Annotated in this window: 8 protein-coding genes and 1 tRNA gene; 4 read left to right on the top strand and 5 right to left on the bottom strand. The window is 37.3% G+C overall.

All coding sequences use genetic code 11. The features are described from left to right. On the top strand, nucleotides 1-240 hold a 240-nt coding region (locus F601_RS0101455; RefSeq protein ID WP_155979141.1), incomplete at its 5' end, for an IS3 family transposase. Nucleotides 241-453: 213 nt separating this feature from the next. On the opposite strand, the gene F601_RS0101450 is transcribed toward F601_RS0101455, so the two are convergent. Next, the gene (locus tag F601_RS0101450; RefSeq protein WP_018163897.1) at nucleotides 454-2,976 is read right to left on the bottom strand and encodes an ABC transporter ATP-binding protein/permease; all 2,523 of its coding nucleotides are present in this window, start codon (nucleotides 2,974-2,976) and stop codon (nucleotides 454-456) included. A gap of 204 nt (nucleotides 2,977-3,180) precedes the next feature. Between F601_RS0101450 and F601_RS0101445 the strand changes: the two genes are divergently transcribed. Then, nucleotides 3,181-3,251: transfer RNA gene (locus tag F601_RS0101445), tRNA-Thr, on the top strand. A 570-nt stretch (nucleotides 3,252-3,821) separates the two neighbouring features. Here F601_RS0101445 and F601_RS0101440 read toward each other — a convergent pair. Both F601_RS0101440 and F601_RS0101435 read right to left on the bottom strand, forming a co-directional pair. Further along, entirely contained in the window at nucleotides 3,822-6,236 is a 2,415-nt protein-coding gene (locus F601_RS0101440; RefSeq protein ID WP_018163896.1) for a flavocytochrome c, read from the bottom strand. Nucleotides 6,237-6,260: 24 nt separating this feature from the next. Further along, on the bottom strand, nucleotides 6,261-6,869 hold the full coding sequence (locus F601_RS0101435) for an NADPH-dependent FMN reductase (protein ID WP_018163895.1): 609 nt from the start codon (nucleotides 6,867-6,869) through the stop codon (nucleotides 6,261-6,263). Between the two features lie 196 nt (nucleotides 6,870-7,065). On the opposite strand from F601_RS0101435, the gene F601_RS0101430 reads away from it, so the two are divergent. Next, nucleotides 7,066-8,277 (top strand): L-lactate MFS transporter, encoded by a 1,212-nt coding sequence (locus F601_RS0101430; RefSeq protein WP_018163894.1) that lies wholly within the window; start codon nucleotides 7,066-7,068, stop codon nucleotides 8,275-8,277. Between the two features lie 105 nt (nucleotides 8,278-8,382). On the opposite strand, the gene ldcB is transcribed toward F601_RS0101430, so the two are convergent. Next, entirely contained in the window at nucleotides 8,383-10,710 is a 2,328-nt protein-coding gene (gene ldcB, locus F601_RS0101425) for an LD-carboxypeptidase LdcB/DacB (protein ID WP_018163893.1), read from the bottom strand. Nucleotides 10,711-10,907: 197 nt separating this feature from the next. Next, nucleotides 10,908-11,153 carry a hypothetical protein gene (locus tag F601_RS0101420; RefSeq protein ID WP_018163892.1) on the bottom strand — a complete coding sequence of 82 codons (246 nt, stop codon included), beginning with the start codon at nucleotides 11,151-11,153 and terminating at the stop codon, nucleotides 10,908-10,910. Between the two features lie 95 nt (nucleotides 11,154-11,248). Here F601_RS0101420 and F601_RS0101415 point away from each other — a divergent pair, with 95 nt between their 5' ends. After that, a complete protein-coding gene (locus F601_RS0101415; protein ID WP_018163891.1) occupies nucleotides 11,249-12,097 on the top strand; it encodes a helix-turn-helix domain-containing protein in 849 nt (282 codons plus the stop codon). The last annotated feature ends 279 nt before the right edge of the window (nucleotides 12,098-12,376 follow it).

Below are 12,376 nucleotides of genomic sequence, written 5' to 3'. Positions count from 1 at the left end.
ACCACACAATATCAGATAACACGCTCTATGTCCCGTGTTGGCAAGTGTATTGATAATGCTCCGATAGAAAGCTTCTTTGGTCACTTTAAGACAGAGTGCTATGATTTTAAAACTTACCAGACTTTTGAAGATTTAGTCGCAGATATTGATGCCTACATCTATTTTTACAATAATCAACGTTTTCAAGAGAAGCACAACGGCCTCGCTCCTCTTGAAATGAGGAACAAGGCCGTTGCTTAATCTTTTATTATTTCGTTGTCCACTTGACAGGGAGCAGTTCAATCAAATAAAGATTTAAAATAATTATTTTTTCAAACTTTATCATTTTTCTTTTTGTGGTGGTGAAGCGCATTTTTGGAAGTGATGTTTTATGTCTGCATTCAAAAACACCTGCCAATCTATATAAGAATGACAAGTGTTTTCCTACTATGAAATAACAAGATTAAGAGTTTCTTACTCGGTACGTAAGGCCTCAACTGGATCTTTTTTAGCTGCTAGACGTGATGGCAAGAGTCCTGCTAGAACAGTTAGAATAATTGAAATAGCAACTAGGAAAACTGCAGCCCAAATTGGTAAGACGGAAATACTTTCAACATCTGTTATCTTTTCAATCACCATATTGATTGGTATATTCAACAAAACAGTAATTAAAATTCCCAAAGCTCCAGAAATGACACCTTCAATGGCTGTTTCAGCAGTAAAAATACGACGGACGTCTTTTTTGGAAGCTCCCATAGCTCTAAGAATACCAATTTCTTTAGTGCGTTCAAGAACTGAAATATAAGTAATAATGGAAATCATGATAGAGGATACAACTAATGAAATAGCAACGAATCCAATCAAAACATAGGTAATCATATTAATCATGGTTGTTACAGATGACAGTACCAATGCAATATCGTCTGTATATGTGATTACCTTATTTTCTTCACCTGATTCACTGACTTTATCATTATATTTTGCTATCAAATCTTTCAAGTCATCTTTACCTTCAAAACTCGAAGCGTAAAAATCGATGCTGCTCGGCTCTTCTTCATCTATCATACCAATCTTAGCAAGATTATCTTCATAAGTGGCATTAGCATTCTCATTATATTGGCTAACATATTCTGCTAATTCTTCAGCAGACATAGAAGCTAAGGCCATCTGTTGCTGAGGCGATAAACTACTAGATGAAAATTCTGTCCCATCGGTCGTAAAATCCTGACCAGTGAAGACATTTTTATTCGGATTAGCTCTCTGTTCTTTTGCGATTTCACTAGCTTCCACTTTTTCAGAAACATATTTTGTCAGTGCTTTTGTATAGCCGATGCCTCCTGTAGAGCCACTATTTGATGTTCCTTCTTTTGGTTTAACAATACCGACAATCTTAATATCTTCCGAACCATTGATCAGATTTGTCATAAAGGTTTTGTCTGAGGATTTATTAACCCAAATACCATTTTCTTGTTTGAAGACATCAGAATTGATGACAAGTTTAAAGCTTTTATCTAGCAAATCCTTATAATCAAACGATTCCTTTTTTGTCTCACTAGCTTTGTCTAAATTATTTAGTTCTGATACATCTTTGAGGCCAAGGCTATAGAGAACAAAGTCGCTGACTTTTAGGTTTTCATCTACCATAAGAATTACTTCATTGTAGTTTTCTGGTAAATGCCCTGTCACAACTTGGTACTGTGACTCTAGCATTTTCTTACTGTCACTGATTTCTGACCAAACTTGCATATTGCTAGCCATGGCTTTTACAGTTCTGTTTTCCGTTTTTAACTTAGAAGATAGGTTAGATGGGTTGACAGCAGTAATCTCTTTATCTGTGTCAGATGAATAAATCTGTGGTTGCAAATCATAGTGGTATTGGATATCTTTTGTGACTGCTTCATAATCAGATCTGTGTTCGTCAAGATATTTTTTGAATGAAGCTAAATCATTATCTGAGATTTCAGAAGTCAAAATGTTTTTCAAAGTCGTATTAACTCCGACTGTCCCCTTAGGAGCTTTGCTATTATCCGAAGACATCCGAGCCCCAAGTAAGCTGGATAAAGAGTTGGCATTATCTTTCTTTAAGGACAAAGGATAGGCCACAAGCGTATCTTCTTGGACCTTATCAATGTATTGCTGGACTCCGTTTGAGAGGGATAAGATCAAGGCGATTCCTATGATACCTATAGACCCAGCAAAAGCAGTCAAGAATGTGCGCCCTTTTTTAGTCAGTAGATTATTGAAGGAAAGATTGAGTGCAGTCAAAAAATTCATTTTCGTCTTTTTGAATATCACTTCATCTGCTTGTGAAGTCTGACTTTGGTATGGATTGGAATCATCTACTATATGCCCATCTAAAACTCTAATCAATCGTGTAGAGTATTGTTCAGCAAGTTCGGGGTTATGCGTTACCATAATAACCAACCGTTCGCTAGCGATTTCTTTGAGCAAATCCATAATTTGAACAGAGGTTTCTGAATCCAAGGCACCTGTAGGCTCATCAGCCAACAAAATATCTGGATTGTTAACTAAAGCGCGCGCAATAGCAATCCTCTGCATTTGTCCGCCAGACATTTGATTTGGTTTTTTATGGGCGTGTTGGGCTAGACCCACTCTCTCCAAAGCATCCAGAGCACGCTGACGGCGCTCTGTTTTTGATACTCCAGATAGGGTCATTGCCATTTCAACGTTGCTTAAAGCTGATTGATGGGAAATCAAGTTATAAGATTGAAAAACAAAACCAATAGTGTTGTTTCGATAAGCATCCCAATCTCTATCTTTGAAATCTTTGGTTGATTTACCATTAATCAACAAATCACCGGAAGTGTATTGGTCCAAACCACCAATGATATTAAGCATTGTCGTTTTTCCAGAACCAGATTGTCCAAGAATAGAGACGAATTCGTTTGCTCTGAAATTTAAATTAATATCATCCAAGGCACGCAACTCTACGCCTGCAGTATGGTAAACCTTTGATATATGATGTAGTTCTAGCATAATATCTCCTGTATTTTGATGCATACTATTTTAGACCTTTTTAGATTAAAATTCAAAAACTTACTATTAATATTGCCCCTTTGACAAAAAACTAAGCAAGTGTTTTCATCTTACTTCAATGATAAAAACATATAGAAGCTTGAGTCTATTTCATCAAAAAAACTTGCATCGCTTTCATTTTTATAGTAATATAGATTGGTAAGCGCCGCTATAGTTAAATGGTATAATAGAGCAATGGTAATGCTCAGTTCCGAGTTCAATTCTCGGTGGTGGCAAAGAGAAAAGCTAGTCGATAACGGCTAGCTTTTTGTTTTATCCAAATACATCCCCGTACAAAACACTTTAAGAAATAGGAACACATTTTGTATGCAAATTTTTTTGAATGCTAAAATAACAGTGAAATAGATAATAATCAAGGTTTACATGATGTATTATGTATTAGAATTAATAAGTTTCGTCTGATATTTAAGTAAAATTGTTAGGTAACTTCAGATGAAAAATAAAGCATAAATTGCAATAGTTTTGCTCTATCCCCAAACTTCGTTTATTAGTTCATTTTTATCTGATATGATATCCGATATAGGAAGAATGTAGGCTTTTTTCATAGGCTGCTGGCTATCCTTAATTTTGGCAATTCACTACATCTTAATATTACTTTCTTAAACCTGTTTTTCTTCATAAGAAAGAGGCTAGGCAAAAACGCCTGACCTCTATAATATAGTTCCTAGTAAGATCAAAACGCAGTAGCCTAGTGATTTTTAGTTGGTCATTTCATGACTTCTTAAAATCTGCTTGGCTGAGTTCTGTCCTACTCTTTTTTATTTCTCTTGAAAATGAGAAGGGTTTTAATTACAATTCTCAGCGACTGCAGTAATCCCTGCAATGCGTCCAAATGTGAAGATGTCAGTCAGTGAGTTACCACCTAAACGGTTACCTGCATGGAGACCACCTGCAACTTCACCTGCTGCATAAAGACCTGAAATAACAGCTCCATTTTCATTGATGACATGAGTTGTTGTATCAATTTTGAGACCACCCATGGTATGGTGAACAGCTGGTTTACGTGGTGTTGCATAGAACGGTGCTACTTCACATTTAAGATCAAATCCACCCTTATCAAATTCAGGATCATATCCTGCATCTACGTAAGAGTTGTAGTTTCTGATGGTTGTGACGAAGGTTTCTGGGTCAACACCGATTTGTTCAGCCAATTCTTCCAAAGTATCGGCACGGTAAAGGGTACCTGCTGCCACTTGTGCATCAATTTTTTCTTGGCTAGTGTTGTAGGCTGTCGCTTTGATCTTATCATCAGCAATAAGGTAGAAGAGGCCACCGTTATCAATTGCTGCTTGAGACAATTTATCACGGCTACCGTACTCATCAACGAAACGTTTACCTTCTTTGTTGACCATGATAAAGTTTGCTGGCGGTACTTGAAGACCAGAGAAGAGTGCACCTGTAACGGGATCTGATACTGGCATCATTTGACTGAATCCCATACCAACAAGATCTGCACCAACTGATTGACCTAGGATAATACCATCACCTGTTACGGCTGGTGTGTTTGATGTTGCGATGTTATCGTCAATTTCTGTCCAGTAAGTATTGTACTGTTGAAGCATCTTAGTGTTGGCACCAAAACCACCTGATGCCATAACAACGGCTTTAGCATTTACAGTGATGGTTTGACCGTTACGTCCTTGGGCAATGACACCTCGAACCGCTCCATCTTCAACGATTAGTTCTTTAACTGGTGAATCTGTTAAAATGGTTCCACCATTTTCACGAACATATTTATCAAGGACAGAGATAAAGGCAAATCCCATTGGTTGTACAGGTTTGTGACCACGACGCCATAGGGCACCAACTGGCATGGTTACTTCATCACGGACAAATTCCACACCAATTTCTTCCAACCAGCGAACTGAGCTAAGGGCTTTTTCAGTCAAGACTTTAACAAGGTCGTAGTTACCATGAATTTCATTTCCTTGAAGGTCTTGACGTTTACCACCAATGTAAGTTTGAATACGATAAAGAAGTGTAGAATCAAAGAGGTAAGTTGGGTTTTCTAAATAGTTGGCAACTTCTACTTTCAAAGCACGGAAATCTTCTAAGTATTCTGGGTCAATGTTTGCTTCATCTGTGTTAATCAACTCTTGCAAGTTGTGAGCTTCACCTGGATTTGCAGCAAAGGTATTTTGCCAAGCTGGGTCTGGGGCATTCATTGGGCCACCAGCACGGACAGTGTTACCACCAACTGCTGGGAATTTTTCAACAACGATGACTTTTTTGCCTTCTTGGATAACAGCTGCCGCAGCGGCAAGACCTGCTCCACCACCACCGACAACCACAACATCAGCCTCATAGGTTTTATCTTCTTTGTCCAAGGCAGAAGGAGCTTTATCACGTTTGCGAAGAACATCAGGATTTCCACCCGCTAATTTTATAGCACGCGCAACCCCATCAAGGACACCATTTGAAGTGACTGAAGCACCTGAAATCGCATCAACATTGAGGGTCTGACCTTCGATAATTTCAGCAGGAACACGTGTAAACACAATATCTGCAATACCTGAAGACTCACCAGACGAATCAATATCGATTTTTTCAATTCTTTCATCTGACAAAGTGACTTCCATGGGAAGTTTACCATTGTGGCCTTCAGTGGTTACAGAATAGGTACCTGGTTCAAAACGCACTTCTTCAGGCAAATTAAGTTGATTAGCTACTTCCACAAAACGAAGGAAACGGAGGAAACATGAATCCAAGAAATCAACTGTTCCTTCATTAACAAGATTTCCCTCTACATCAAAGGCACGATGAGCACGACTTAGCAAAAACTCGCTACCTGGCATAACGGTAGCATTAACACCCGGTGCATCCAAAATTTGACGAAGATGCAATTGAGCGCGTGATGACCCTTGTACATCATATGAAGCACCAAGAATCATAGTTGGTTTGCCGTCAAGTGGATGAACGTTGAAAGATAGCCATTCAAGCAAGCTATTGAGACTTGATGGAATAGTGTGGTTGTGTTCAGGTGTAGAGATGATAACACCATCAGCTTCCGTAATTTTTGTGTTAAAGTTTTGTATAACTGCTGTATCAGTTTGGTCGTCTGTTTCATTAAACATTGGAACGTCAGTGATTTCCAAAATTTCGATATTGGCTTTTTTAGCAAAATGTTTTTGCATAAATTGCAAGAGCATGCGGTTATAAGATTTTTTCGCATTAGTACCAACAATAGCAACTAATTTCATGTGATTATTTCCTCCTATTTCAGATTAAGCTTTCAACCATTCTTCCCAGATGAACGATTTCTTACGATTGGTGTCTTCTGGTTTGACCAATTGATTTGTCAGAGTTACAAATTCTACAAACTCTGAGAAATGTTCTTCAAGCTCTGCTACTTTTTCTGGGTTATTTAAGTTAAAGTCATCATCCAAAACTTGTTCTGAATGTCCAAGGAAGAATTCTGTGCCTGGCATAACACGAGCTTTCAACTCTGGTGCGTCTAGAATCTGACGCAAGTGTGCCTGCGCACGCGATGTTCCCAAAAGACCAAGCGAAGCGCCAACAATCATAGTTGGTTTGTTGATGAGGGCACGGCTTGTGTAAGCAATCCATTCAAGGGCAGATGCTAATGGGGCTGGAATAGTGTGATCATACTCAGGAGTAGAAATGATAACACCATCTGCTGCCAAGATTTTTTCAGAAAAAGTCGCAACAGCTTGAGGTGATGTTTTGTCTTCTGGTTCATTAAATGCTGGCAAATCTTTGATTTCTAGCACTTCGATTTCAGCCTTCTGCGCAAAATGTTTTTGCATGAATTTCAATAATTTACGATTTGTTGAACGGTCAGAATTGGTTCCAACGATAGCAACTAATTTCATTATGTTACCTCTTTCACAATTTATTGTTTGTGTCGATTATAACATAACTTATATTTTTTGAAAGCGTTTTTTGTAAAAAATAAACAATTTAATAAAAAGATAAAAACGTTTACAAAATATGTTGACATCGACTTAAAATTTTGTTACGATTCAATTGTGAATAAAATAACAATTTATCTCTAGGGAGGAGTTTTCTATGGAAACCAAACTCAATCGCTGGCTTGTTATAGCCGCTTCTACCGCTATTTTGCTCTGTACTGGAGCTGTCTATGCTTTTAGTGTTTTTGCAGCACCATTAAGCGCTCAAACAGGCTGGACAATGCCTCAAATCATGATGGCATTCACAATTAATTCTGCCATTGGCCCAATTCCGATGATTCTTGGAGGTTACCTCGTTGACAAAGGATATGTTAAATGGACAATCGCAATTGGTGCTTTCTTATTTGCACTAGGATTTTTCTTGACAGGATTCGTTACTAGTCCAGCTATGCTCTACATTACTTATGGGTTGTTAGCTGGTTTGGGACAATGTTTCGCCTATTCAGGTGCATTATCTAATACGCTCCGCCTTTTCCCAGATAAACGTGGGCTTGCTTCGGGTATTCTTACTGGTGGAATGGGCTTCGCTGCCGTTATTGCATCACCTATCGCTTCAAGTCTCATTCAAAGCCACGATGCCAAATACGCCTTTAAAATGATTGGGCTTGTTTATCTTGTAGTGGTCATTCTTGCAAGTTTCTTTATCAAACCTGCTCCAGCTGGTTACAAACCTGAAGGCTGGAATCCACCAGCACAATCAGGAGCTGGTAAGGTCAACAAAACTTGGACTGATATGCTCAAGACACCTGTCTTCTACGTTGTAATTTCAATGTTCTTTGTGGGAGCTTTCTCTGGTCTTATGATTGCTTCTCAGGCGTCACCAATTGGTCAAACAATGTTTGGCTTATCAGCTGGAACTGCCGCCCTTTACGTTTCACTTTACTCAATCGCTAATTCTAGCGGTCGCTTGATTTGGGGATCTGTATCTGATAAAATCGGTCGCAGCAAAACTCTTCTTATCATCTATTCAGTGGTAGCAGCTGCTCTATTCGTTTTAACAGTGATACCTGGACAAATCGGATTTACTATCGGAATTATCGGACTTGGTATTTGTTTCGGTGGTGTCATGGGTGTTTTCCCATCAATCGTCATGGAAAACTATGGTCCAGCTAACCAAGGTGTAAACTACGGTATTGTCTTCACAGGTTATTCACTTGCTGCCTTCTTTGCTCCACGTGTTGCGGTTCAAATGGCTGGCGCAAATAACGGGAATTACTCTCAGGCATTCTATGTTGCCATTGTACTCGCTCTTGTTGGATTAGCTCTTAACATCCTTTATATGAAAATTTCTGCAAAGAAAAATGCTTAATTAAAAACAACATTTGACTTGTTTATAAAGTCCAGTCATTGTTACAAAAAACTCTTGGGGCGCCCCAAGAGTTTTTTCTTACCTATGAACTTGCTTTGTATTAACCTAGTCAATAGCAACATAACGTTTTGCACCGCTATAAGAGGTGTAAACCAACCATTGATGTCCATCAGAATTGATAACACTAGTGTAGTTTACTTTATCTCCTTTTGGATAATATGTGATAACTGGACTAGCATTTTTGGGTTCTGCCTTAATCGGAGAATCCTTAACAAATGTATAAGTACCTTGAGCTGGTAATTGGCTGGTTGATTGATTTGTAGTCGCTGTCTTACCATAATCGCCACCTTCGAAACCATAGTATTCTTCCAATGTTAAACCGGAATCATGAACTTCTTTGGCTTCTTTTCCAATATAGCGAACATGCCATTCTTCAGTCATATAACCTGTAACTGATTCTTTTCCAGGCAAATAACGCACGACAAATCCATAATTATGAGCATTGTCTTTCAACCATTTTGTTGCAGCACTGTCTTGCAATAAATTACCTGTTTTATCAGTTAAATCATAGGCTAATCCAGTTTGGTGTTCACTATAACCCGCTCTTGCAGAATAGCGATCTGCAGCAGCTTGTCCATCACGATTAGCATAGCTTTGATACAAACTTTGTTGAGTACTGTAGCTTCTAAAGCCACTATAACCATAGCCAACATTGTAGCCTTTATTAATCATATCATTTCTAAGTTTCACAAAGGCTTCTTTAGCTGCAGTATTTTCACCTGGATTATAGTTAGATGCTAAAGGATATTTTTTGTTAGCAATAATAATTTCATCATATTTTCCTTGAATGCTGTAATATGAACCATTATACATGACATCATTTTTATCCGCTTCAGTCGGTTGTGGAACTGTTGTGCGAGCAGTTGCCACACCTTTCATTGAACCATCGTTTTGAACATAGTAGAGATGCACATTGTATTCACCACGATTATTTTTGTGATTTGCAACTCTTACAGTCACTTTGTAATCACCATTGCTTTGTTTCGTAGCATCGTACCATTTAATGTCATCTTGACCGTTTTGCGTTGACCATACGGGAACTTTTACTGCCTTAATGCCGTTAGGGTTTGCCACATTGGTGATATTGACTTCAAAGCCTTTGCTGTCTGTATTTACAACTTTGATGCTTCCTGTTAAAACATCTTGTTTTGGTGTGTCTGGTTTTGCTGTTGTTGATAATTTATCTAAAACAACATAGCGACGAGCACCACTATATGAAAGGTAGCTGATCCATTGGTAGCCATCAGCTTCTAGCACCTTGTCATAGTTTACTGAATCTCCATTTTTAAAGGTAAAGTCTGTTTTGGCTGAAATTTTTGGTTCCTTCTTAACTTCCCTCTCACTAGTAAACTTGTAAGTACCTTGTGGCTCCAGTTTTGTCACTTCCTCAGTCTTTTCGGAAGCATACCAGCCGATACCTTCATATTTCCAGCCAATTTTAGAAAGATGATTGCTTTCACCTTTACTTAGAGTGTAATGGTGAGAACCAGCTTTTTTTTCATTTGGATTGTAGAGACGGTAAACTGGCTTATCTCCTCCAGAATACCAAGCAACACCCTCATAGTTCCAGCCAATTTTCTTGAGATAGTCACTTTCACCTTTATTAAGTGTATAATGATGATCCCCATTATTTGGATTATAAAGACGATAAACCTTATCTCCAATTGTTGGTGCATACCAACCAATTCCTTCAGCTTTCCAACCAATTTTGCTAAGGAAATTATTTTCACCTAGGCTAGCAGTGTAGTGATGTTCACCAGAGTTTGGATTATAGAGACGATAGATGGCTTGAGTCTGAACTTTTTCTGTTGTTGTTGATAATACAGCTTCTGCTTCATCTTCCTTATCAACTTCTGTCGAAACATTTGCTTCCTTAGATTCTTTTTTTTCTTCTGTCTCACCATTTTCAGTTGAAGTTGTTTCTTTGATTACTTCTTGATCCACCTTGTCCGCTTCATCACCTTCTTTGACTTCGGAAGCTTCATTTACAGGACTTTCATCCTTGGATTCTGAAGGAGATGTTTCAGATACTTGATTCTCAGATGTAGACACTTGAGACTGATTTTCATTTGTTTGATTATCAAGAGTAACTTCTTCTGATTCAGCAGCGTCAGTCGCTACCTCAGAACTATCTTCTGGTGTTTCTTGAAGAATAGCTTCTTTAGCTTGGCTATTTTCAAGAACGCTAGATCCTGCTTGATCAGTAACAAGCTCAGTAGTATCGGAAACTGTTACCGAACCAGTTTGTTCATCAGCTGAAACTGCTTGTGCTCCCAAGAGCATTGAAACACCTAACAATACTGATGCAGCACCAAAAGAATACTTGCGAATTGAAAAACGTTGTTTTTCATGACTAAAAAGGTTCTTTTTCATTTTTAACTCCTGCTTTCTAACCGTTTTCATCGTTATTATAGACCATTTAAAAAATTAAGTCAAAACAAAACTGTAATATTTGTAATAAAAACTTAATATACCTTTATTTAAATAATCTTAACACCATTAGTTTAGCTAATTATTCTATAGATGAACATGACATTAATGTCATGTTGAGAAATCCATCTTTTAAAATACTAATTTTTAAAAAATGGATGATAATCAGCATTAATATCTTTCCCTGTAACAATTCTGTCTACAGATGTTGTTCCTCCAATATGTGGATTTTCTTCGCCAGCAGGAATTAGAATAAAGGCCGCACTATCAGTGGTAGAATTAGGATTGTATATAGTACCATAATAGATATTTCCATCTACATTATTTGAAGATAGAGCGTAAACTTTTCCTGAAATATTATTAGTTACCATTTCTCTTTTTTTCATTTCAAATTCCTTTCTTTTTATTTTATGATACAATAAAAACATACTCACATAATATTTTGTAGCTTTTAGTAACATTTTTTGAGGAGATTGGCTCTATGCGTTGGGATTATGGTAAAGTGTATCAAGAAATCAGAAAATCAAAAGGATTAACTCAGGAAGATGTCTGTCAAGACTTTTTAGCACGCTCAACTTTGGCCCGCATTGAGAGTGGAAATACAATCCCAAAATTTGATACCATGGTATTCTTACTACATCAGATTGATATGAGTTTGGAGGAATTTGAATACATATGCAACCTCTATCACCCTAGCCCTAGGCAAGAAATTATCAACGCTATCTATAGTCAGCATGATTTGGTAGGAACAAAAGAAATTGAAATTCTTCAAAAAAAATGTCAAGATTATTTAAAAACCTATCATGACATTCCAATTGAACATATCTTAGATATTCTAAACGTTGTTATATCGCTTCGAAGAAATGGCCTTCACAATCAGAATGATGATTTTCAAAAAAATACTCAAAAAATTTGGTCCTATTTAGAAAAACAAAATACTTGGTATGAAAATGACTTGCGACTTTTGAGGACAATTATCTATTATTTCCCAATAGAAACTATCAAAGAAATTACCCAAAAAATCTTAGATAGTTTAGCTAAGTATAAAGATTTTCAAAATATCAAGTCCTGTCAACTCTCATTCCTCACTTGTCTTTCAACTATTTACCTCTACAATAATCTTCTAGAAGATTGTGAGAAGATGTCATCAATGATGTTACAGTTGTCTCTTGAACTTAAACAATACGACTCCTTAGCTCTTTCACAAGTTCGTCTTGGCATCTGTCGTAAGGATGATGATTTGATTAAGAAGGGACTAGAACTTTTAAGGCTGACAGAGGAAACTGCTCTCTTAAAGACTATAGAAGAAGAAATCAAAAAATTCCGTTGAGAACTCAGCGGAATTTTTTACACACTTATTAAAAAATCTAACCTTTCATTTAAAAGCATATCACGCGCAGGGTCTTATCATCCTTGGGTGTGTTTTTATTGTCTTAACTCCACTTCATTCCCTACATACACCTCTATAATCTTTCATTACTTACTAGTGAAATAGTATGGTTAGAAACATTCCTTTCAATGCTTGACTCAGTTTGAATAACCGAGTAAAGATATCAATCCTAGAAATAATACCCGCTGATTAATAGATAATTGATTCAAGCTAAATCCT

The sequence above is a fragment of the Streptococcus henryi DSM 19005 genome, assembly GCF_000376985.1.
GTDB lineage: Bacteria > Bacillota > Bacilli > Lactobacillales > Streptococcaceae > Streptococcus > Streptococcus henryi.
The sequence above is the reverse complement of the archived record's forward strand: the minus strand, read 5'-3'. Positions and strand labels throughout refer to the sequence as shown.

What these genes read in the sequence shown, in the direction of transcription:
- F601_RS0101420 (WP_018163892.1), bottom strand. Translation starts at nt 11,153, where the DNA reads ATGAAAAAAAGAGAAATGGTAACTAATAATATTTCAGGAAAAGTTTAC.
- F601_RS0101430 (WP_018163894.1), top strand. Translation starts at nt 7,066, where the DNA reads ATGGAAACCAAACTCAATCGCTGGCTTGTTATAGCCGCTTCTACCGCT.
- F601_RS0101440 (WP_018163896.1), bottom strand. Translation starts at nt 6,236, where the DNA reads ATGAAATTAGTTGCTATTGTTGGTACTAATGCGAAAAAATCTTATAAC.
- F601_RS0101415 (WP_018163891.1), top strand. Translation starts at nt 11,249, where the DNA reads ATGCGTTGGGATTATGGTAAAGTGTATCAAGAAATCAGAAAATCAAAA.
- ldcB (WP_018163893.1), bottom strand. Translation starts at nt 10,710, where the DNA reads ATGAAAAAGAACCTTTTTAGTCATGAAAAACAACGTTTTTCAATTCGC.
- F601_RS0101450 (WP_018163897.1), bottom strand. Translation starts at nt 2,976, where the DNA reads ATGCTAGAACTACATCATATATCAAAGGTTTACCATACTGCAGGCGTA.
- F601_RS0101435 (WP_018163895.1), bottom strand. Translation starts at nt 6,869, where the DNA reads ATGAAATTAGTTGCTATCGTTGGAACCAATTCTGACCGTTCAACAAAT.